Genomic DNA, 23,299 nt, shown 5'->3' with positions numbered 1-23,299 from the left:
TTATGAGTGCAATACAGCAAGGACAGGTTGTCATAAGAATATAGTTGGAGTGACCGTGTATGAGTAACAATAACGAAAAGACATTCCCATCAGGTGAAGGCTTGGGTGGGCAATATGTGCCACAGCAGGATGTTGCCAGTCTATCAGGAGTTTCTAGCTCTGAGATTGAAATCGGTAAACCATTGAAACGTGCCATGACCAAGCGTCATCTGGTGATGATTTCATTGGGTGGTGCAATTGGAACAGGGCTGTTTTTAGGTTCTGGTGATGTCATTTCTCAGGCTGGCCCAGTCGGAGCGATTCTCGCTTACCTATTGGGTGGTGTGATTGCCTACATGGTGATGCTGTGCTTGGGTGAATTGGCAGTACAGATGCCGGTTTCAGGTTCTTTTGGTGAATATGCTAGAACCTATATTGGACCAGGCACAGGTTATATGATCACTTGGTTGTATTGGCTGACATGGACTGCAACGCTAGGCACTGAATTTACTGCCGCTGCATTACTCATGCAAGAATGGTTTCCTTCTATTTCCATGTGGACCTGGACTTTATTATTTGCAGGTTTGGTCTTTAGTCTGAATGTCAGTTCGACACGGTTATTTGCCGAGTCTGAATTTTGGTTATCGTTGGTCAAAGTGTTGACCATTATCTGTTTTATTGGATTGGGCCTAGCGGCCATTTTTGGCATGATTTCTTATCATGGGCATGAGTCGGCACCGTTGTTTAGCAAGCTGACGGAACATGGTTGGTTTCCAAATGGTATTTTCCCAATTTTTGCGACCATGCTCATCGTGAATTTTGCATTTTCGGGTACAGAGTTGATCGGTGTGGCGGCAGGTGAAGCAGAAGAGCCTGCGAAAACGGTACCTAAAGCAATCAATGCTGCGATCTGGCGTTTATTGATTTTCTTTGTCGGTACCATTGTAGTGATTTGTGCATTACTGCCGTATGAGATGGCGGGTCTAAATGCTAACAGTGTCAGCAATAGCCCATTCGTGACCGTATTTAATTACATTGGTATTCCATACGCAGAAGACATTATTCGTTTTGTGATCATTACTGCGCTTTTGTCTGCGGCAAACTCAGGTTTATTTGCTGCATCACGTATGATGTGGTCATTGTCTGAGAAGAAGCAATTACCGAAAGTATTTTCAAAATTAACCCGTTCAGGTACACCGATTATTGCGATTATTGTGACCATGTTTGGCGCAATTCCAGGATTATTATCTGAACATTTTGCACCTGAAACGATTTTCAAAAACCTACTCGGTGTTGCTGCATTTACCATGGTGGTAGTGTGGATTTCGATTTGTGTTTCCCAATTCAACTTCCGCAGACAATGGATTAAATCAGGTAAAACAGTCAAAGATCTTAAATTTGCAGCACCTTTATTTCCACTGACCCCGATTTTAGGTGGGGTATTCTGTGTGATTACCTGTATTAGTATGGTGACCGATCCATCGATGCAAGTCGGTTTTATCTGCTGTGTATTATTTATTATTGCTTGTTATGTGAGTTATAACCTTTTCTATAAAGATAAGGCGATTTAAAACTTCAAAGAACAATAAACAGGGTGGATCAGTTATAGAGATGTACTGTAACTGATCCACTTTTTTTATGGGAAATGCTTAAACCTAATTTGTGTAGATAAAAGAAGCCGCTTTTCTATAGAGATAGGCCTGATTTTTGCTAAAGATTCTGACACAATTCCATGAATCAGGCTTTTAAACCCTGATTTGTTTATATATTGTGTAAGATTGGCAGTGATGCGTTGTGCTTATCAAAAATAACGGTATAACAGAAGCTAAGTCGATTATGTAAACGAAACAGAATTTTGATCATAGGCATGACTATATGGCGAATAAAAATAATCAGCCTTTAGCAATTGGTCAGCAAGTCAAGCTAAGCGAATTGGCTGGTTGTGAAGAATGTGACGCGATTTACCGTAAGGTCGAGTTGGTGTCGGGCGAACGCGCTTATTGTACCTGTTGTGGTGCTGAACTTTATCGTCGCAGCCATTCGTTTTCATCCTTATTGGCGTTGGTTATTACTGCATTGATTATCTTCGTGATTGCCAATAGTTTTCCCATTGTGATTGTTGAGCTTCAAGGTAACACCTCGCAAACCACATTGATTGGTGCGGCATGGACCATGTTTCATATTGATCGTGCCTTGGTCGGGGTGCTGATTCTGATTACAACTTTTATCGTACCCTTGATTGAATTGTTATTACTCAGCTATGTACTTGTATGTATCAGTCTCTGGAAACGTAGACCTCCATATTTAATTCCTGCACTGCGGGCATTGTTTCTGTTTCGGACATGGGGAATGGTGGAAGTATTTTTAATTGGTGTACTGGTGACATTGGTTAAACTGGTTGGCATGGTCACCGTGATTCCAGGTGTTGCATTGTGGGCCTTTACCTTGCTTAGTGTCCTTTTGGTATATATTGCTTCACTCAAAATCAAAGATCTTTGGAATGAAGTTGATAGGAGTCTGGGATGAAGCAGGCTAAAGTTCAGAACGCCGAAACTTCTTCAATTATAGAACAGCTTTCTGATGTTGATTTACAGATTAAAAATTACGTCAGGGCAAAAGATGTCGGGTTAATTCAATGCCATTGTTGCGGATTACTCAACCAAGTTGGTGCTCAGGCTGATCAACATGGGCATGCACATTGCTCTCGATGTAAAAGTGTATTGCATTCACGCAAGCCAGAAAGTTTAAATCGTACGCTAGCCTTGGTGGTTGCTGCTGCAATTTTATATATTCCTGCCAATGTCCTTCCGATGACCATTACCGATTCTTTATTGGGCCGTCAGCAAGACACCATTATTAGTGGCGTGATCTATTTTTGGCAAAATGGTGATTATCTGGTCTCTGTCGTGATTTTTATGGCCAGTATCTTTATCCCGATTTTAAAATTATTGATTCTGATTTTTTTATTGGTTTCAGTCTATATGCAGTCATCTTCCAAATGGCATTTTAGTCCTGAACAATGTGCGCTGATGTATCGTATTGTTGAGTTTATTGGACGGTGGTCCATGATTGATGTTTTTGTGGTTGCATTGCTCACTGCATTGATTCAGATTCAATCATTGGCAACCATATTGGCAGGGCCGGGAGCTGTGGCTTTTGGTGCCGTTGTGGTGTTGACCATGTTTGCTTCCTTGAGTTTTGATCCAAGGATTATTTGGGACAATTATTTCAAGGCACATCAAGCGGATGAGCAGCAATCAAATCATATGAAAGGAACGGCGATTCATCAATTAAAAAGTTAAGATTGAAGATTCGTCTTATTTTTGACCTATAAAAGAAAGATCACTATGTCAGAAAATACCCCGACTAACCAAGATTCTGCAGAGAACTCAACCGAGTTAACGCAGAATGATGCAATCCTCGCTGAACCTGAAAAGAAGAAAGGGCGTTGGCGACCTGCATTGATTTGGCTGGTACCATTCGTTGCGCTGCTGATTGGAATTTCACTGGCAGCCAAAGCGGTTCTTGATACGGGCCCAAGTATTGAAGTGTCTTTTCGTACTGCAGAAGGCTTAGTCGCAGGTAAGACTACAGTCCGTTATAAACAGGTGGATATCGGTTTGGTGCGTCAAATTGATCTGTCAGATGATCGTTCACACATTATTGCCAAAATCGAGCTACGTAAAGATGCTAGTAATTTTGCAGCCAAAGATTCACGCTTTTGGGTGGTGAGACCGAGAGTGGGAACGGGGGGGATCTCGGGTATCGATACCTTACTCTCTGGGGCTTATATTGAAGTCGATGGTGGTAAGGCGGAGCAAAAGCAGGAAACCTTTACGGGGCTTGAAGTGCCGCCTGTGGTCTCTTCAGATATTCCCGGTAAAGTCTTTTTCCTCAAAGCACAAGATTTAGGTTCATTGGATATTGGTGTGCCGATTTACTATCGCAGAATTAATGTTGGGCAGATTACTGCCTATAAATTAGCCGACGATGGAAAAAGTGTAGAACTTCAAACCTTTATTCAATCACCTTACGATAAATTCGTGACCACTGATGCCCGTTTCTGGCAAGCCAGTGGTGTGGACGTGACCTTAAATGCATCTGGTTTTAATTTAGATACCCAATCGCTTGCCAGTATTGTGGCAGGCGGGATTGCCTTTGGTTATCCTGAAAATTCGGCTGGTGCTATTGCGCCTGACAATAGTTATTTTACTTTGTCTGATTCCCGCAAAGAAGCAATGAAAGAGCCTGATGGTAAACCACGTCCAATTATTATGTATTTTGATCATTCGCTGCGTGGTTTAACTGCGGGTGCACCGATTGACTTTATGGGGATTGAGATCGGTAATGTTAAATCAATCAATGTCGAATTTGATCAGTCTTATACCCATTTAAGAATGCGTGTGGATGCAGTCATTTATCCATCGCGATTGGCTCACGGCAAAGAGCTTGATCCAGATGGCGAAATTTTTAAATACTTTATTGAGAAGGGCTGGCGTGCGCAGATGCGGACAGGTAATTTATTAACAGGTCAGAACTACATTGCCTTTGATAAGTTTCCAAAAGCCAAAGCTGCTTCTTTGATCACCAGACCAGATGGACGTGTTGAAGTACCGACCACTGCAACAGAGCTGAGTGGCTTACAGGCGCAAGTGTCACAAATTGCCGATAAAGTCAGTAAGTTCCCACTCGAAGAAATTGGAAAAGACGTTCGTAAAACACTGAATAATATGAATACCACCATTGAGTCGACAGATAAGTTGGTGAAACAGTTGGATGGCAAAGTGGCACCAGGTTTGCAAGCGACATTGAATGATGTGCGTAAAACCATGCAATCTAGTGAGTCGATTCTATCTAGTGATGCGCCGATGCAGCAAGATGTGCGTAAAGCTTTACAACAAATGACCCGAGCAGCCGCGTCCTTGCAATTAATGGCGGACTATATTGAACAACATCCCGAATCATTGATTCGTGGTAAAAAAACAGAGGCAGACAAGAAATGATTAGCAGCACAGCCAAACCGCTATTAGTGGTTTCATTGAAACTCAGTCTCTTGTCCATGGTCTTATTGTTAGGGGCTTGTTCAAGTACGCCTACGCCAAACTATTATACCTTGGCAAGTAAAGCCACACCTTTGGCAAGCTCGAAAGTGCGTGTGATCGAGGTTCTTCCTGTGGGTTTGCCTGATCGTATCAATCGTGCGCCAATTGTGGTGCAGGATGCCGCAGGTAAATCGCGAATTTTAGAGAACGAACGCTGGACCTCAACACTGGGTGCGGAGTTAAGAGACAATTTGTCGGCAGGTTTGCAGCAAAAGCTTGGCGCGGTCGATCGTTATAATAGTGGTATGGCGGGAGGTAAGGTGTCTTACCGAGTTGCGACTGATTTTTCTCACTTCGATGTGGTTACTGCTGATGCTGCCAAGAAAAATGTAGAGGTTTCTGTGGCTTGGATTATCAAGCGGAATGATCCCACTATCACATTGGACCAAAATTCAAACCAAAATCAGCAGTTGGCATGTCGGATGAGCTTTAGCCAACCGATACAAGAGCATAATGATTCAATCCAAAATGTTGTGAGTGCCGCCAGTGGCTCATTGAGCCGAGTTGTTGATGCTATTGCACTGTCGATTGTGGCCTCAGACTCGAAAACTCAAATCAACATTAATGGGGTGGTTTGTTCTTAATCTCGATGAAATTGGGGTGTACTGATCATATTTGTTTAATTCAGGTTTTATTGTTTATGTGAACATCAGGCTTTAATGTTGTTTTAAGTTGCTCTCTTTAATTTACCAACCAATACGAATACCTCATTTCGTCTTTGGCTAAATCAAAACATTAAAGAGAGCATAAAAATGAATCAATGTGTGATGAGCGCAAAAAATATTATTCGTGGTAAGCACCACCTAGAATTTTTACAGCATGAAGTTCTTGCTGATATCTTTATTGAAACGGCACAAAAATTTCCTGAAAAAGTAGCTCTGATTGAAGCTGAACGAACGTTGAGCTACGGCGATTTATTTCAGCAAGCATTATTAATGGCACAGCATCTGACCCTGAAAGGAGTCAAAGCGGGTGACATTGTTGGTTTATGGCTGCCGCGCGGCATCGAACTATTAAAATCTCAGTTGGCGATTTGTTTAAGTGGTGCGGCTTGGCTACCGTTTGATATGGATACTCCAGCAGATCGAATCGCTGTTTGTCTGGAGGATGCGGCTGCAGTCGGGATGATTAGCAGTGATGAATGGTATGAACACCTGCATGAAGTTCCGCAAACAAAATGGACCAATACTGAATTACAGCGACCGCTACATGAAACGGTGGTATTGGCCAAAACCTCGCCTGAACAACCTGCCTATATTATTTATACTTCAGGTTCAACGGGTAAGCCGAAAGGGATTGTGATCACCCAGAAGAATATCTGTCATTTCCTGCGCAGTGAAAACAGTATTTTAGGTATTCAAGAACAGGATAAGGTCTATCAAGGGTTCTCGGTGGCTTTTGATATGTCCTTTGAGGAAATCTGGTTGTCTTATCTGGTGGGTGCAAGCTTGTGGATTGCACCAAAATCTTTAGTCAGTGATCCAGAGCGGCTTTGTCAAACACTGAAACAGCAACAGATTACGGTATTACATGCTGTGCCGACTTTACTGGCCTTATTTCCTGAAGATGTTCCAAATCTACGCATCATCAACTTGGGTGGTGAGATGTGTCCAGACTCTTTGGTGGAACGTTGGGCATTGCCGCACCATCAGATGTTTAATACCTATGGTCCGACTGAAACCACGGTATCTGCCAGTTTAGAGTTATTACAACAAGGTAAGCCTGTCACCATTGGTAAGCCCTTACCCAACTATGGCATGTTGGTGATCAATGCAGAAAGAGAATTATTGGCACAAGGCGAGACAGGTGAATTGTGTATTTTTGGGCCGAGCGTAGCGCAAGGTTATTTAGGGCGGCCTGATTTAACCGCTGATAAATTTATTGAGAATCCTTGGGCAAATAATGAGGATGAAATCAGCTTATATCGCACAGGAGATCTCGCCAAAATTGATGAATTTGGTCAGGTGCATTGTTTGGGCCGTGCTGATGATCAGGTCAAAATCCGTGGTTTTCGGGTTGAACTGGGTGAAATTGAAGCAGCACTGTGTGATCTTGATGGGATTGGAACCGCGGCGGTGATGCTACGCACTGAAGATGGCATTGATCAGTTGGTTGCTTTTATTGCCCCTGAAATTGATGCCAAGCAAGCGATTGAAATCAAACAGCTACGGCATCATCTGAGTCAGCGATTGCCGCCTTATATGGTACCCAATCGCTTTGAAATTATTGAGGAAGTACCACGTTTATTGTCAGGTAAAATTGACCGTAAGGCATTAAAGGCTCGTCCATTAACCAGCGTGATTGATCGGAGTGAATCAGACCAACCACAGAATACAGCCGAAGAGATTTTATTTGAGATTCTAGCTCGTTTATTTCCCAATATTCCGATTAAGTTAGACTCAGATTTCTTTGATGATTTGGGCGGTCATTCACTCTTGGCTGCTGTTTTAGTCTCAAATCTGCGTGAACACCCTGCATATAGCCATCTCACCATTCAAAGTTTATATCAGGCCAGAAAAGTAGGGGCGATTGCGGCCTTGATGCTTGAGCAACCCGAACCTTCAAGCTTTGACCGCCAAATCGAACAAGATAATCCACGTAATCAAGCTTATAAATGGCTTTGTGGGATTGCACAGGCGGTCACCATTCCTGTTTTGATCTCGGTGAATATCTTGCAATGGTTAGCACCATTCTTTACCTATCATTATTTTACAGGTGGAACACGAGATAGTATTCCTTATGCAATTTTGCTGTCTTTATTGGTATATATCAGTGTCATCATTGCTAGTTTTGCGGTTTCAATGAGTGTTAAACGCATCCTGATGTTGGGAATTGGTGCTGGTCGTTACCCGTTATGGGGCATGACCTATTTCCGTTGGTGGTTGGCAGATCGTATTAGTAGTATTTCACCAGTATATTTACTTTCTGGTTCAACCTTACTGAATTTATACCTTAAAGCACTTGGAGCGAAGATTGGGCATGATGTCACCATTAGCTCGGTGCATATTCGGATGCCGTCACTGTTAACGATTGAAGATGGCGTCAGTATTGGTTCAAATGTAAATCTGGAAAATGCCAAAGTCGAACATGGTCACTTGGTGTTGGGTTCAATTCAGCTCAAACAGGACAGTTATGTGGGATCTTATGCGGTATTGGAAGAAAATACGGTGTTAGAAGCAAAAGCCCATGTTAATGCTTTAACCTCGATTGAATATGGGACTACGGTACCTGCAGGTGAAATTTGGGATGGAACACCCGCTAGAAAAATCGGCCATATTGATCAACTTGCGCCATTAGCGACACGTCCAAAATTATCTTTAGTGCGCAAATTTGCTGAATATGGTTATTACAGTGTCAGTGCCTTAATCATTGCTTGCTTGTTCTTTATTCCGATTTTCCCAAGCTTCTTGTTAGTGGATTGGTTGGATATCAATGTCTTTAATATCGATCCGAATAACCATATTCAAACAGCGCTGTATTATTTCATCCTTGCGATTCCTGCCAGTGCCATGATGATGGTGATTACCGCATTGATTTCATCGGCTATTCGTAAAGTGGTGTTGCCACATTTAGAGACGGGCACTTATGCGGTACATGGTGGGGTCTATTATCGTAAATGGTTTGCTGCTCAAATTTTGGAAACCAGTTTGCAAACCTTACATGGCTTGTTCGCCACTATTTATGCTCCAACATGGTTCCGTATGTTGGGTGCCAAGGTGGGTAAAAATACAGAGATTTCGACCGCCACAGGTGTGATTCCTGAAATGCTGACCTTAGGGGAGGAAAGCTTTATTGCGGATGCTGTAATGCTTGGTGATGAAGAGATTAAAGGTGGCTGGATGTCGTTAAAGTCCACTCAAATTGGTCATCGTAGCTTTGTTGGGAATAGTGCTTATATCGCGGATGGTACGGTATTACCTGACAATGTTTTGATTGGGGTACAGTCCAAAACACCAGATAACCGAGAAATGTATTCAGGTCAAACTTGGTTTGGTTCTCCAGCATTGTTGTTACCTGCACGTGAAGCTGCGGAACAGTATCCCGATCATCTTACCTTTAAACCAAGTATTAAGCGCCGTTTCATGCGTGGTTTGATTGAGGGTTTACGCATTGTATTACCGACAGCGCTCGCCATTGGAGTCGGTTATATGATCGTTCTCGAAGTGATTGATGTAATCAACGATTATAGTATTGCGATGGGCTTGCTGGCTTTAACCTTGGCGGGCTTATTGTACGGTATTGGTTGCTTTGTCATCGTGACATTCTTGAAATGGGCTTTAATTGGACGTTACCAACCACGTTCGGCACCGATGTGGACCATGTTCGTTTGGCTCAGTGAAGGGATTACCAGTCTGTATGAATCGGTTGCGATTCCGAACTTTTTAAACTATTTAAGAGGGACGCCGATGTTGCCATTCTTTTTACGCCTGTTAGGAGTAAACATTGGTAAAGATGTCTATCTGGATACTGCCGATATTACCGAGTTTGACTGCGTTAAGATTGGTGATCGTGCTGAGTTTAATAGTTTTTCTGGACCGCAAACCCATTTGTTTGAAGACCGGATTATGAAAATTGGTCAAGTGAATGTGGGCAGTGATGTGGTCGTGAATGCTCGCAGTATTATTCTATACAATGCCAATGTGAATAATCACGCGGTATTAGGGCCACTGACCTTGGTGATGAAAGGAGAGAATATTCCTGCAAAATCAGCATGGATTGGTTCACCTGCAGTACCTTGGAAGCATGCTTAAGTTTTGATAATTGATCAAGCAAGGAAAGGGATAAGAACATGATGTTTCTTATCCCTTTTTCTATCAGTCTATGAAATTTGTTGATGCACGAGTTAATTTAATGTGCTGTTGATGCAGGTTTAGATTTAAAGACAATTAAGCAAATAACAATAAAAGCCAATAACACAAAAGATGCTCCGAATCGGCTTAAATCAAGACCTCCGTGATCCAGCGGTTTATCAAGAAAATCGCCTAAGACAGCACCTAAGGGTCTGGTTAAAACAAAAGCTGACCAGAATATTAATGTTCTAGAAATCTGGGTCCAATAGTAAAGGGCAACCAGAATAAGCAGTAAGCTTCCAAAGATCAGGGCTGCGCCTGTATAACCTAGACCTTGAGTGTCTGCAGTCCAGTCACCAAGTGCTGTTCCAAGGGTTTGAGAGAACATAATGGTGACCCAGTAAAAGGCTTCGGTTTTTGCAGACCGGACACTCTTCATCGCAATATTGCCACAGCTCCAATACCAAATTGCCAAAGAACTCAGTAGAAGAAGCAAGAGAATAATACTGCCCCCTAGATAACCGATGCCTAGAGAGCGATCGACATAATCAGCAATGGTGGTTCCCAGTGTTGTGGTTGAGATAATGGTTGCCCAATATAAGAAGGGTTTGTATTGTTTGGCTTTCATTTGCAGTGAAACAAAGCCAATAAAAATAATAGAAAAAATACAAGTGCTTAAGATATAGCCTAAATTGAGCGACATTGATAAAGCGTCACCAGCAGTTTCTCCGAGTGTTGTTGCTGCAATTTTTATAATCCAGAACAGCAGTGTCACTTCAGGCACTTTGCTGAGAGCTTCGCTTAACGCGTTCTTGTTATCCATGACTTACTCCAATTTGAGGGTAGATCAAATTTAGGATTTTTTTATTAATCGCGACTTAAAATTAAATTGTAATCTTGTTTGGTTTTTTAGAAGCTTTAATTTTATTTTAAGCTGATGTTTTTATATTCTCATTGTCAAATAATCATGGAACGATTGGCAATGTCAATTGAAACGATAGATGTTAGTTTGTTTAATTGGATTAACTCAGTGGCAACGCAAAATCCGATTTTAGACAAAGCTGCTTTATTCGCATCACATAATTTAATTGCAGTGTTATTTATATTTTTAATTTCTTCATTGTTTTTTAAGGATAAAAAATACCGAGTGCAGTTTATCAAGATGCTTATCACGATCGTCGTTTCCTTATTGGTCACTCAGTTCATTCATGCTGTCTATTATCATCCACGTCCTTTTGACCTTGGAATCGGACACATCCTGACGGGACATGGTTCATCTTCTTCATTTCCAAGCCAACATACCTTGACGGTGGCAACCATTGCTTTTTCATATCTACTTTCGGGATATCGAAAAATAGGTAGCGCAGCTTTGTTATTGGGTTTAATTGTTGGATGGTCCAGAATTTATATTGGTGTTCATTTTCCTTTTGATGTACTTGGATCATTTGTGATTGCTTTAATACTTGTATTTGGGATGAATATCATCTTTAAAGAATTTATATTTAAAACTAAAAAAACAGTTGCTATATCCGTTATTGATTAAGGTTATTTTAATTTTAGGATGGTTTGTGTTTAATTAATATATTTTAATCCGATGCTAAAATAAAACCTCCCTATATCGAGAGGTTTTATTTTATTTAACTAAATTTTAGATGCATTTAAGATTCGTCTGTTCTTGCGTTTAACTGTCCTTCAGCAGTGAGTTGTTCTGCCATTTCCTTGGTTTTTCTTAGACCAGGCATACGGTATTCGGTATGGCCATAATCTTGAATAGATTTCCAACGACCACCCCAAGTTAAACCAACGGATTCAGCAACTTGTCCATAGAGTTGATAACCACGCATTGCCCAAGGGTCACGTTCTGAGATAACGACTTTACCGTTGCGTTTAAAAGCAACATCGGCAGCTAAACCAAATTGGTGATAGCTTTGATAACCTTTGGCACGGGTTGTATTTGGATTACCTGCAAGCATATTTTGACGGCTTGGACTGCGGTAACCTTCAAGTAAGACCAGTTCATAACCATGTTGTTCTTTCATGATTTTGAATACCATCAGTAGGCGTTGCTTATAGCGAGGATTAATTTTGTCCCATTTACGATCGACCATGGATACATCAAAACTACCATGTGAATGTGTAAGTGGAATCTCAATTTGAGAGGCATTAATACTTGGATCGGTTGGATGCTGAGCTTGATAGGCTTGTTCAAGTCGAGTCGCTTCGACAATCGCATCTTCAATCAAGTTGGCATCGACTTCTGGTGGTGGACTTAGCATTTCACCATTCAGTAGCGTATAAATTTGAGGATCGGTCTCTTTTAAATATTCGGCCTCAATGCGTGTGGAATTGATGGGACGGGTGAATGCAAAAATCAGGATACTGGCAAATAAAAAGAAACCAGCGATTAAAATCCACCATTGTTGTAGGTGCCAATGCGATTGTAATTTTTCAGGTGAAGCAGCCTGATGCATATTCTCTGCAAACTGCATCGCATTGGCGATTTTCTTTTTGCTACTTGGAAGTAATGATTGCAACAACTGTTTGCATTTATAACGCAGCTCATAAGACATAAGCAGCGTTAATCCGATCGCGACAGCGACAAAGCAAAAGAAGATGATAAAAATCATTGTTTACTTGAGTTCATTCACTGCAAAGGGTTTTTGTGTCACTTTGATCTGTACCGTTGCCTCAGGTGCTTCTACTTCCGCCTCTGCAGTTTTTGCTGGTGCTGGCTTGGTCGCAGGAGGAACCGGTTTAGCCACTACTTTATTTGTTGGTGGAGCAATGGTTTCATTTTTGCTATGCGGCACTTTTACTGATGTTACTGTTGTTGGTTTCGTATTTGGCTCATTGGCAAATGGAGAAACATGCTGGCCATTCGGAGCGGGTGCAGCAGGCGGCGGTGTGCGTTGGAAAAATTTGTTTAAATCATTGCTCCCAGGTTGAGCAAAATTATTGTCTTCCACCGATTCAGTTGTTTCATGATGATTTGGAGTATTCACTTCCACTTCATTATTTTGTACGGTTGCTTTGGTGGCAGTTTGAACCGTTTCAGTTTCTTCAATCGTTTGTGGGACACTCGGCGCTGAGTTATTGACGTCACTTGCAAAGATGAAAAAAAACAATGCAGCAACGATGATTCCTGAAAGAAATCCGATCAGTAAATAAATTACAGGAGATAAGGTTTTTTTCTTATTGGTCTGTAATATGCGTAAAGAAGTTGTTCTTTCCTGAGTCATACGTTATCAACTAAGGCAAATGGATGGTTATATGTGCTTCTTCGGCAGGCGCTGAAATCACATTCTGATAAGGAGCTAATGCACTCTGATTTTGTTTGGAGAGCATGAACTTTAAACCTGCAAAAGTGAGCGCAGCAAACATCAGTAAGAAGATCAAAATCCAGAAAAAAGGTAATTCGTGATGAATAATGTGTTTAATGTGGTCTGGAATGGCAGCAAAAGGAGAAAATGCTGCTTTTTTCCCTTTGAGATAATCAATCTCATCTCCAACACGAGCCACGAGGTGATTTAAGCTTTCTACTGATTCTAGACGGTATTTACCTTGAAAACCGAGTAAGAGGCAGTAATGAAAAACCTCAAGCGATGCTAGGCGTTCTTTGCCACGACTGCGCAGTTGTTCTAAGATTTCAAAAAAACGATAACCAGCCAGTTGAGAGCCAAACAGGCTTAATTGCAATGGGCTGATCAGCCATGAATTCTGTAAATTAAAATAGGCTGCATCCTGTTGCGTTGCAATCGTTTCATCAATCAAGGCACAAAAGGCGTATTTGGCATCGTGAATATCATCAGCAGAAAACTGCAAACGTTTAGCTTGCTGTTCGAAGCGGTTCAATAAATCGACGATTTTTTCACGAAAATCAGTGGGATTTGCAGGTATATAGCGGTTGCGAAGTAAAAAAACCAAATAAAACCCATCATGTAATAGGTCAATTAGGTTGGTCGCTTGCGCTTTATTTTGTGGTTGATCAGACGCAGGTAAACCTGAACCAATTTTTCCATCATCAAATAAAGAGGGGATGCCTGTTGGTTGAGTCATTGTGATTCTCTTAACTATTCATTACAGCAATGAGTTCAATACTAATATCTTGGAAACCTGCGGGAACATAGACACAAATGGTTTCTGACTCAAGCATACGTTGATAGAGTTCATGATGTGGTTCAATTTCAAAATAGCTGACCCCAGAGCGCACTGGAATCGCTGTAGGAACTTGCATTAGATGATGGAGTGGAACAGCAGGAAGTGCTGCAATCACACGCTGTTCTACATCAATGGTACTGCCCACTTTGAAGCGCAAAGGTACGATTTGAATCAGCTCATGGGTTTGCATCATGCTGCTTGAAACAGCAATATAAAGACGTGTATCACGGGTAATTTTGTCTGACTCTAGACTACCCACCCAATAAGATGGTCGTGTTTCTTTCAAGGCAATACTGAAATAACGGCTCGAAATGATGGTATCTAGTAAATCTCTTAAAATCAGGTCTAGCTGCTGAAAACTGTCTTGTAATTGATGATGTTTATAGTGTGGTAAATGGTCAACATCATAAGCCGTAGAGAAGGTCAGTAATGAACCTGTTAAACGCAATAATTCTGAGAATAAACGTTCTGGGTGAATTAAAGGATATTGGAGTAAGTGATTTAATCCGGCATAGGCTGTATTTAAAGCATTAATTAACCAGAATGAAACAATGTCTCCTGAGCGGAATTCGATCAACTTTTGTTCGTTTTCGCGGTTATTACTTTGAATGGTTTTAATTTTTGCCTTAATGACGTTGAGTGTACGCTTTAGATTGTTAATCAGCGATTCAGAGGCCGCAATATGTAAAATCGGTGGAATGAACTTATTGTCTAACTCAAAGTGACCCGAGCTTTGACGCTTAATTTTAGCGACAGGAATATATAAGAAACCATCTAAATTTTGGCTCGGCTGAATATGTTGCTCTAACAACTTAAATTCTGCACGGCGACGCAACAGATTCAGTTCAGCAGGACTCGCATCGGTAAACAGATCATGGGTTTCTGTCAAATAGTTATGGTAGCGACTAGAAACTGAGCGTGTTTCATCTGCGATATTCTTCTTATTGGCTTGTAAGATTGGCAGTGCCAAATAAACTGTCATTTCACCTTGTAGATTAAGATCATCCAGCAATAACGGCTCAGGCAATAAATCTTGTGCAGGAGCCTGATAAATCTCGCCATCTTGCCAAATGATTTCTACTTCTTGAAGTGCCAGAATATGAGTAGAAAGCTGAACTTCGTCAAACTTCAACTTTTGTACACCATAGGCATGTGGAATCATTGCCCGAATCGTATGATTCAAACGTTGTTCATGGTAGGTATCTTGGATCTGAAAATGCTGAGGACGTAAAAATAAGCCTTCACCCCAAAGAATCTTTTCTGCTTTAAACATATGTATTTACCAACAATTATTCATATTCATTCTTTGGCTGAACACCAAGAGTATCCTGGAGCATTTGTAAAGGATGTTCATCCTTAATCACTTGAGTTAACCACTCATGCAGTGGCATTTGGCTCCACTTGATGGTTTTCTGCAACATATAGCTCACTGGGCTATGCGGTTCATTTTTCTGAAAATAAGTGGCAATTTCTTGCAGCACACGCATTGCCTGTTCGCGGTTTTCAACATGCGATTGAACTTGCGGCTGAAAAGACAGCTGATTTTGAGGTGCAGCAGATTGTGTCGTCACGTGTTGTACCATCGGTGTTGTCGATGTTTCAGTTTCTGTCATGACTGTTTGAGTCGTTTGCTCAAATAGATCAGTCTTGTATATCTTTTTCAGTGTGATATGAATGGTATCTAAGCTAGAGTCAATTGCAGCAAAACTTGGAGAGTCCAAACCAAGCAAGCCATCCAACACATTTTTCAACGTTGTCCATTGTTGCAATATGTCATTGAAACGTTGGTAATTTTGACGCTGAAAGTTTTTATCGGTATTGGATAGGGCTTGTTCGAACTGTTCTAATTCAGTTGAACCACTTGAATCTTCATAATCATCGCTTTGTTTACGACGGATATTTTCGTGATAAAGAAAGTTGTCGTAGTCGAGCAAATGATAATAAGGCGCATGGTTAATTAAAGAAACCTTTTTGATCAGTAAAGGGAGTTGATTAATTAAACCTTGTAATAAACCAATACGTTGGTCTAAATCATCATCTTCAACTTCTGGATGTAGGGTTAACCAATACTGTTCTAATAGGCGATGACTAAGTTCCAGACTTTTGCTAATGCCCTCAAAGCCATACAGATTTGCCCAAGCCTCAGACAGCCATGTGAGCAAACGAATATCTTTACTTTTTGATTGTAGTAAATCTATAGACGTACTGGCGACAAAGTCCCAATCTGCCTGTTTGGGCTCAGTCACCCAATCCCCTTGATCAAGTAATACATCATCTTGGGTTTTTGCTTTTTTAATGGCGTGGAACTCATTTGAAAATGAATAATCCTCACCGCACGGTGACTGCTCATTAATTGGCGTTAGTAAAGATAAAATATCCATATGCATCACAAATTTAGCTCAATCTTTAAATTTTAAACTTCAGCTTTGACTTTTTTAGTTGAACGTTTCTTGGTTGCTTTTTCGACCGGATCTAATTGATAGGTAATTTCATCATCTTTGGTATCGATGACGATCAACTTCGGCAATTTATGATCAGCTAAAGCGACTAAAATTTCAGTTGCTAAAGCAGGCAAGACGGTAGAGTTAAGGATATTGTCCACATTTCGCGCGCCACTATCGACTTCAGTACAACGGTTTAAGAGTAATTCGATTAAGTCATCAGAGTACTGAACCTTGGTGGCATATTGTTTTTCAATACGGTCAACAATTTTCCCAAGTTTGTGCTTAATGATGCGAATAAGTAGCTCATCATGCAATGGGAAGTAAGGCACGATCCGCATACGCCCAATAAATGCAGGCTTAAATTGTTTATATAAACTTGGTTTCAAATGCTCGATCAAATCCTCGGCATGTGGCCAGTCTTCGACAGGCTGATTTAAACAGGCCTGCATGATGGCACTTGACCCTGTATTCGATGTCAGCAAAATGGTGGTGTTTTTAAAGTCGATGACACGACCTTCACCATCTTCAAGCATCCCTTTATCGAAGACTTGATAGAATAATTCTTGTACATCACTATGGGCTTTTTCAACCTCGTCTAACAATACAACACTATACGGGTTGCGACGAACGGCTTCGGTGAGAACACCTCCTTGACCATATCCAACATAACCAGGAGGCGCGCCTTTTAAAGAGGAAACTGTATGTGCTTCCTGATATTCAGACATGTTGATGGTGATGAGATGTTGCTCACCGCCATATAGCTCGTTAGCAAGCGCAAGGGCAGTTTCTGTTTTACCCACCCCACTTGGACCAACCAATAGAAATACACCTTGTGGTTTATTCGGATCTTCTAATTTGGCTTTAGAGGTTTTAATGCCTTGAACCAGTTGGGTGAGGGCATAGTCTTGGCCCATTACACGTTCGCCCAGTTTATCTTCAAGACTTAGAATTTGTTTGATTTCATCGTTGACCATCTTGCCAACTGGGATACCAGTCCAATCAGAAATAATTTCATTGATGATCTGTGCATTGACACGTTCAAATACTAACGGTGTTTGGCCTTGCAATTGGGCTAACTCTGCTCTCAATGTCGCAATTTGTGCTTTATGGTCTTGCTCTGTTTGTGCATTCAGCGCTTGAATCTGTTTAACCAAAGCAAGTTCTTGTTGCCATTTGCTTTCAGTTGCTTGAATCTCTTTTTCCAAGCTTGTCAGTTGTTGATTAAGCTCATCTAAACGTTGGTGATGCACAGGGAACTGCTGATGTTCGTTGTTGATAATTTGATGTTCTAACTGAAAGTTGTGCTGTTGTGCTTTGAGTTGATCAAGAACCACGGGTTGTGCATTGTGTGTCAAAGCAACACGTGCCGAAGCAGTATCGAGTACACTCACTGCTTTATCTGGAAGTTGACGACCACTGATATAGCGATGCGATGCTTGAACGGCAGTGATAATGGCCTGATCATCAATTTGTAAGTTAAAGTGACTTTGCATGACGGGGATCATGGCACGCAACATATCAATCGCCACTTCTTCGGTTGGTTCTTCAACTTTAACCACCTGAAAACGGCGGCTGAGTGCCGCATCTTTTTCAAAGTACTGTTTGTATTCAGCCCAAGTCGTTGCCGCAATGGTTCTTAATTCACCACGCGCTAATGCGGGTTTGAGTAAGTTTGCAGCATCGTTTTGTCCAGCCTGACCACCAGCACCAATCATGGTATGTGCTTCATCAATAAACAGAATAATTGGGTGAGCTGAAGCCTGAACTTCTTGAATCACTTGTTTCAAACGATTTTCAAATTCACCTTTGACGCTGGCACCTGCTTGTAACAAGCCCATGTCTAAGACATGCAGATGAACATTTTTGAGTGCTTCAGGGACTAAGCCTTGAGCAATTTTTAAGGCCAAACCTTCAACAACAGCGGTTTTACCCACACCAGGTTCACCAGTCAAAATCGGATTGTTTTGACGACGACGCATCAAGATATCAAGCATGAGGCGAATTTCAAATTCGCGACCAATCACAGGATCAATGCCACCTTGTTTAGCTTTTTCAGTCAGATTAATGGTGTATTGATCTAAGGCAGGCGTTTTTGCGGTTGTTACTGTCGATTCAGGATCTGTGGTTTGTTCAGTTGTTGTCGAGGTATTTTCTGCTTGCGGTTGTTCACTGCTTTTCCCACAGATATCGAGAAACTTATGTTTCATGGTATCGATCGGGAAGCGTTCGAATAAACTAGATGCTCTAAAAGCGATTTGTTGTAAATCGGGTGCCGTTAACAAAGCAATTAGTAAATGGCTACTACGGATTAAAGGGGTTTGTTCCGCAGAAGCCAGTAACCATGCTTGTTCAAATAACCGAACGATTGATTTTGCAAATATAGGGGTACGGGTATTACCTTTAGGCAAAGAGGCAATGGTTTCTTTTAAATCAATAATTAAGGCATCTGGAGAGATATTATTTTTTTTCAATAAAATATGTAAATCATTGACTATATTTTGATTTAGTAATTCAACAAAGAGGTGTTCAATCTCAATTTCATAATTCAATTGGTTAATACAGTAATTTGCAGACTTTTCTAATGCAGTACGAGTAGGAGGTGATAGTTTAGTAATTAAAACCTTTAAGTTACTCATTTATTACTCACAATAATTTTTAAATACCAAGTTCTATTGACTGAGTTCTAACTTGATATGGTTGTTTTTGCTAGAAATATTTTTTGAATAAAATCAAAAACTTAGTTAAACTCTGTACGAGTATACAGATTATTCTACAACAAAAAATGTCACTTTTAAACAAAAAATGCACCTGATTAAAGTTTTTTTTTACATGAATGTCTGTCATGAAAATTTAATAATGTTAATAAACGTAACTAGTATTGACTTTGTATGTGTTTTTTTTGTTAAATTCGCGGAAATGATGTAAATGTACAAAAATTGACGAGTAAGAGGGTTTTTTAACAATAATTGTCAGCTCTTCAATTATAAGTTAAATAATACGAGGCATATTTTGAAAAAAGGTATTGTAATATCAATTCTTTGTATAACAGCTGGTTTAATAGGTAATTCAGCTTATGCTGATGATAAAGAAATAAAACCAATTAAATTAAAAAGTAAATGTCTAAAACAGAATCCGTTGGCAGTAAACCAAACAGATCGTGCTTTATTAGATATTTATCAACAAGTTTGTGACAAAGATAATGCTTCGCGTGTAAACGATTTGTTGGCTCAGGCCGCGATGCGTATGTATGAATTAAAGCAACCGATGAATGCTTTAAAATTGGCGACGCAGCTACAAGAGCAAAATGTACGCGGTACAACTTTGACAGATGTCACTTTTTTAGCCAGTGTTCAGATTGCCAATGAAGCATTGCAGCATATGCGCTCAAATGAAATGCGCTATTTGAGTAATGAACTCACTTATCCACCAGCAAAACAGTTGAGTGACAGCATTCGTATTGCCTTACCTGCTCCTGATACATCCACGAGCAAGGCGATTACAGATGAGTCGCTAAAAAAAGAGATACGAAATACGTCGACTAATAACACAACGCGACGGACAACGAACAGAAAAGTACGTACAACTCAACCAACACGTAGTAATGTAACTCAATCTGTTGCGCCGGTAAAACGTCAAACGGCTGTAACACCAACAGTTACCAAACAACCTACTGTTCAAAAAACAGGTTCGAATCCATTCGATTCGTTGAAATAATAATCAAGGGTGAAAAGTTATGGCAAAGAGAGAAAGCGTACAGAAGAAACTGCAACGCATACGTCCCCCTCGTGTACAGCTGACATATGATGTCGAAGTTGGTGATGGTAAAGAGTCAAAAGAACTCCCTTTTGTTGTGGGTGTGATGGGGGATTTCTCCGCTGCATCAGAGCTAGAAAAGACTAAGTTAAAAGACAAAAAATTTATCAATGTCGATTTAGACAATATTGATGAAGTGATGGAATCTTTAGCGCCACGTGCTGCTTTCCAAGTCGAAAATACTTTGACGGAAGAGGGCGGTCGCATGTCAGTGGACCTCACTTTTAACTCGATGGAAGACTTCCGTCCAGAACAAGTGGTTCAACAGGTTGATCCATTGCGTAAGTTGGTTGCAGCACGTGAACGTTTAACTGATTTACGCAATAAGATTTCAAACAGCGAACGTTTAGAAGACTTGCTAGATGAAGTACTGAAAAATACCGATCAAGTTCGTCAGTTAAGTGCGGAGGCTGAAAATGAGTAATTTACAAGCAGCCACTGCAGCAAATGTAGAAACTGAATCAGTTCATTTGCTAGATTCAATTGTTGAGCAAAGCCGTATTGCCCGTAATGATGATGAACATGTTCGTGCCAAGAGCTTAATTGGTGAGTTGGCCAAAGAAGTCATGGCAGGGACGATTACTGTTTCTGAGAACATGACCTTGTCGATTGACAAGCGTATTGCAGAAATTGATGCACTGATCTCAAATCAATTGAGCGAAATTATGCATCATGAGCAGTTCCAGAAAATCGAGTCAACATGGCGTGGACTCTACTATTTCTGCCAAGAAACACCGTCTAACTCGATGATTAAAATTCGTATGTTAAATACGACCAAAAAAGAGTTAGTGAAAGACTTTCAAGGTGCAACAGACTTTGATCAAAGTACCTTGTTTAAAAAGATTTATGAAGAAGAATACGGTTCATTTGGTGGTGCGCCTTATGCAGCACTGATTGGTGATTTCGAGTTTGATCGTACACCATCAGATATGTATTTATTGGAACAAATTTCTCATGTTGCAGCAGCAGCACATGCGCCATTTGTTTCAGCAGCTAGCCCAAGCATTCTTGGTCTTGAGTCGTTCACCGATATTGATCGTCCTCGTGATGTTTCAAAAATCTTTGAAACAGCTGAATACGTACAATGGCGTTCTTTCCGTGACAGCGAAGATTCTCGTTATGTCGCATTGACCATGCCACACGTGTTAGGTCGTTTGCCATACCATCCGAAAGAAGGCACTGCAACTGAAGGCTTTAACTTCGTTGAAGATGTTTCTGGTGAAAACCATGATGATTATTTGTGGATGAATGCCGCTTATGCGTTCGGTACACGTTTAACCAATGCCTTTGATATGCATGGTTGGTGTGCGGCGATTCGTGGGGTTGAAGGCGGTGGCTTGGTTGAAGGCTTACCAGTTCATACTTTCAAAACTTCAGATGGTGAAGTGGTATTTAAATGTCCAACTGAAATCGCCATTACTGACCGTCGTGAAAAAGAACTTAGCGATCTTGGTTTTATTCCATTGGTTCACTGCAAGAACACTGATTATGCGGCTTTCTTTGGTGCACAGTCTGCTCAAAAACCAAAGAAATATGACAGCGATACGGCGAATGCAAACTCTGCACTTTCTAGCCAAATCCAATACATCATGGCGGTATCGCGCATTGCACATTACTTAAAAGCAATGATGCGTGACAAAGTGGGAAGTTTTGCATCTGCAGGCAACGTCGAAGCATTTTTAAATGAATGGCTCTCGCAATATGTCTTGCTAGATGATGGTGCATCTCAAGAAGCAAAAGCACAATATCCGCTTCGCGAGGCATCTGTAAAAGTTGTAGAAGATCCAGCTCAACCGGGTCACTACAAGTCTGTGGTTTTCTTAAGACCGCATTTCCAGCTGGACGAGTTATCTGTTTCTTTACGACTCGTGACTGAACTACCTCAGTCCTCAAATTAACAATGAGATCAGCTAGATAATAACTTTAAATAAAATAGAGGTAATTTTTAAATGAAAGATATATATGTTGAGTTTCGTGGTAAGTACAAGGTAGACGGAGAATCTCGCGATTCTGAACACAAAGGTTGGCTAGAAGTTAACTCTTGGTCTCATAACATTCGTCAACCTAAATCTGCGACTTCTAGTAGCGTAGGTGGCCATACAGCTGAACGTGTTGAGCACTCAGACATGATCTTCGTTAAAGATTTGGATGCAACTAGTCCTAAACTTTGGGAAGCGTGTTCTGCAGGTTATACATTTGATGAAGTACAGATCGATTACTACCGTGCAAATGGTGATAAACGCATCAAATACTTACAAATCAAATTGAAACACGTTCTTGTTTCTAGCGTAACACCGACTGTAAACGAAGAAGGTGTTCCAACAGAAACATTTGGTTTGAAATACGCTGCTGTTGAGTGGACTTATAACCAGCAAGACATTAACGGTACTGCGAAAGGTGCTGTTACTAAGAAATGGTCACTTTCTAATAACACAGCTTCATACGCTGCGTAATTAGTACCGTGATTTTCTAATAGAGGTTAATAGGTGCCTATTAGCCTCTATTTTTCCAAGATGTTGTTCTTATAAAAAATGAATTTAGATCATCTATATCCTTATGGATTCAGATCAACATTATTTGATCGTTTAGTACCAGAGCAAGAAGATTATTTAAGAGGAATGTCGATTCAGCAGTTGCGAGAGTCGGTTGCTCGTGATTTGGAAGACTTGTTGAATAGTCGGATCGCACAATTTGATCGAGATATGGATGAATTTCCACTGGCAAAAAAATCAATTTTGCAGTTTGGAATTATTGATTTCGTCGGCTTGTCGACGGCGAATCCCTTGGATCGAGATAAAATTTGTCAATCGATTGAGCAGTCTATTGCAGCACATGAGCCGAGATTGCGGCAGATCAAAGTTGAGATGCTATTAGATGGACATAATATGGGATCGCTGTGTTTAAGTATTCAGGCCTACTTAAATATTCACCCCTTATATGAACCTGTCTTTTTCGATGCTTTACTCAAACCAACAACACAACAATATGTTATTTCTGCCAGAACTTAGTGTGA

General features: G+C 40.8%; 19 protein-coding genes. 12 read left to right on the top strand and 7 right to left on the bottom strand.

Annotation, left to right across the window (positions count from 1 at the left end; all coding sequences use genetic code 11):
• Nucleotides 1-59: 59 nt before the first annotated feature.
• From F957_RS08120 to posA, 6 genes are all read left to right on the top strand, one after another.
• Nucleotides 60-1,550 (top strand): amino acid permease, encoded by a 1,491-nt coding sequence (locus tag F957_RS08120; RefSeq protein ID WP_016541792.1) that lies wholly within the window; start codon nucleotides 60-62, stop codon nucleotides 1,548-1,550.
• Between the two features lie 304 nt (nucleotides 1,551-1,854).
• Nucleotides 1,855-2,505, top strand: coding sequence for a paraquat-inducible protein A (locus tag F957_RS08125; RefSeq protein WP_016541791.1), 651 nt, complete (start codon nucleotides 1,855-1,857; stop codon nucleotides 2,503-2,505).
• Nucleotides 2,502-3,281 carry a paraquat-inducible protein A gene (locus tag F957_RS08130; protein ID WP_016541790.1) on the top strand — a complete coding sequence of 260 codons (780 nt, stop codon included), beginning with the start codon at nucleotides 2,502-2,504 and terminating at the stop codon, nucleotides 3,279-3,281. Before F957_RS08125 ends, F957_RS08130 begins: the two co-directional genes overlap by 4 nt.
• Nucleotides 3,282-3,320: 39 nt before the next feature.
• Nucleotides 3,321-4,982 carry a PqiB family protein gene (locus F957_RS08135; protein WP_167539948.1) on the top strand — a complete coding sequence of 554 codons (1,662 nt, stop codon included), beginning with the start codon at nucleotides 3,321-3,323 and terminating at the stop codon, nucleotides 4,980-4,982.
• A complete protein-coding gene (locus F957_RS08140) occupies nucleotides 4,979-5,665 on the top strand; it encodes a PqiC family protein (protein ID WP_016541788.1) in 687 nt (228 codons plus the stop codon). The genes F957_RS08135 and F957_RS08140 overlap by 4 nt, the downstream gene beginning before the upstream one ends.
• A 168-nt stretch (nucleotides 5,666-5,833) precedes the next feature.
• Nucleotides 5,834-9,832, top strand: a complete 3,999-nt coding sequence (posA, locus tag F957_RS08145; protein WP_016541787.1) for a delta-poly-L-ornithine synthetase PosA — start codon at nucleotides 5,834-5,836, stop codon at nucleotides 9,830-9,832.
• 97 nt (nucleotides 9,833-9,929) lie between these two features.
• Here posA and F957_RS08150 read toward each other — a convergent pair whose 3' ends face one another.
• Nucleotides 9,930-10,694: a COG4705 family protein gene (locus F957_RS08150; protein ID WP_016541786.1), complete on the bottom strand. Its 765-nt coding sequence runs from the start codon at nucleotides 10,692-10,694 to the stop codon at nucleotides 9,930-9,932.
• A gap of 159 nt (nucleotides 10,695-10,853) precedes the next feature.
• Between F957_RS08150 and F957_RS08155 the strand changes: the two genes are divergently transcribed.
• On the top strand, nucleotides 10,854-11,414 hold the full coding sequence (locus tag F957_RS08155; RefSeq protein ID WP_016541785.1) for an undecaprenyl-diphosphatase: 561 nt from the start codon (nucleotides 10,854-10,856) through the stop codon (nucleotides 11,412-11,414).
• 115 nt (nucleotides 11,415-11,529) lie between these two features.
• On the opposite strand, the gene F957_RS08160 is transcribed toward F957_RS08155, so the two are convergent.
• Genes F957_RS08160 through tssH form a run of 6 tightly spaced genes read right to left on the bottom strand, consistent with a single transcriptional unit; the run spans nucleotide 11,530 to nucleotide 19,109 of the window.
• The gene (locus tag F957_RS08160) at nucleotides 11,530-12,498 is read right to left on the bottom strand and encodes a M15 family metallopeptidase (RefSeq protein ID WP_016541784.1); all 969 of its coding nucleotides are present in this window, start codon (nucleotides 12,496-12,498) and stop codon (nucleotides 11,530-11,532) included.
• Between the two features lie 3 nt (nucleotides 12,499-12,501).
• Nucleotides 12,502-13,110 carry a hypothetical protein gene (locus F957_RS08165; RefSeq protein WP_016541783.1) on the bottom strand — a complete coding sequence of 203 codons (609 nt, stop codon included), beginning with the start codon at nucleotides 13,108-13,110 and terminating at the stop codon, nucleotides 12,502-12,504.
• A gap of 10 nt (nucleotides 13,111-13,120) precedes the next feature.
• Nucleotides 13,121-13,927, bottom strand: coding sequence for a type IVB secretion system protein IcmH/DotU (gene icmH / locus F957_RS08170; RefSeq protein WP_016541782.1), 807 nt, complete (start codon nucleotides 13,925-13,927; stop codon nucleotides 13,121-13,123).
• A 10-nt stretch (nucleotides 13,928-13,937) separates the two neighbouring features.
• On the bottom strand, nucleotides 13,938-15,302 hold the full coding sequence (gene tssK / locus F957_RS08175; protein ID WP_016541781.1) for a type VI secretion system baseplate subunit TssK: 1,365 nt from the start codon (nucleotides 15,300-15,302) through the stop codon (nucleotides 13,938-13,940).
• A gap of 16 nt (nucleotides 15,303-15,318) precedes the next feature.
• Nucleotides 15,319-16,416 carry a type VI secretion system protein TssA gene (gene tssA / locus F957_RS08180; RefSeq protein ID WP_016541780.1) on the bottom strand — a complete coding sequence of 366 codons (1,098 nt, stop codon included), beginning with the start codon at nucleotides 16,414-16,416 and terminating at the stop codon, nucleotides 15,319-15,321.
• A gap of 26 nt (nucleotides 16,417-16,442) precedes the next feature.
• Nucleotides 16,443-19,109 carry a type VI secretion system ATPase TssH gene (gene tssH / locus F957_RS08185; protein WP_016541779.1) on the bottom strand — a complete coding sequence of 889 codons (2,667 nt, stop codon included), beginning with the start codon at nucleotides 19,107-19,109 and terminating at the stop codon, nucleotides 16,443-16,445.
• A gap of 373 nt (nucleotides 19,110-19,482) precedes the next feature.
• Here tssH and F957_RS08190 point away from each other — a divergent pair, with 373 nt between their 5' ends.
• The 5 genes from F957_RS08190 (at nucleotide 19,483) to tssE (ending at nucleotide 23,294) form a co-directional block, all read left to right on the top strand.
• Nucleotides 19,483-20,187, top strand: a complete 705-nt coding sequence (locus tag F957_RS08190; RefSeq protein ID WP_016541778.1) for a hypothetical protein — start codon at nucleotides 19,483-19,485, stop codon at nucleotides 20,185-20,187.
• Nucleotides 20,188-20,206: 19 nt separating this feature from the next.
• Nucleotides 20,207-20,710: a type VI secretion system contractile sheath small subunit gene (gene tssB, locus F957_RS08195; protein WP_004805522.1), complete on the top strand. Its 504-nt coding sequence runs from the start codon at nucleotides 20,207-20,209 to the stop codon at nucleotides 20,708-20,710.
• Nucleotides 20,703-22,184, top strand: coding sequence for a type VI secretion system contractile sheath large subunit (gene tssC, locus F957_RS08200; protein ID WP_016541777.1), 1,482 nt, complete (start codon nucleotides 20,703-20,705; stop codon nucleotides 22,182-22,184). Before tssB ends, tssC begins: the two co-directional genes overlap by 8 nt.
• A 51-nt stretch (nucleotides 22,185-22,235) precedes the next feature.
• Nucleotides 22,236-22,739 carry an Hcp family type VI secretion system effector gene (locus tag F957_RS08205; protein ID WP_004654761.1) on the top strand — a complete coding sequence of 168 codons (504 nt, stop codon included), beginning with the start codon at nucleotides 22,236-22,238 and terminating at the stop codon, nucleotides 22,737-22,739.
• Between the two features lie 78 nt (nucleotides 22,740-22,817).
• Entirely contained in the window at nucleotides 22,818-23,294 is a 477-nt protein-coding gene (tssE, locus tag F957_RS08210) for a type VI secretion system baseplate subunit TssE (RefSeq protein WP_004654759.1), read from the top strand.
• Nucleotides 23,295-23,299: the final 5 nt, after the last annotated feature.

Source organism: Acinetobacter gyllenbergii CIP 110306 = MTCC 11365, assembly GCF_000413855.1.
Taxonomy (GTDB): Bacteria; Pseudomonadota; Gammaproteobacteria; order Pseudomonadales; family Moraxellaceae; genus Acinetobacter; species Acinetobacter gyllenbergii.
This window is presented reverse-complemented; position numbering and strand designations above follow the sequence as displayed.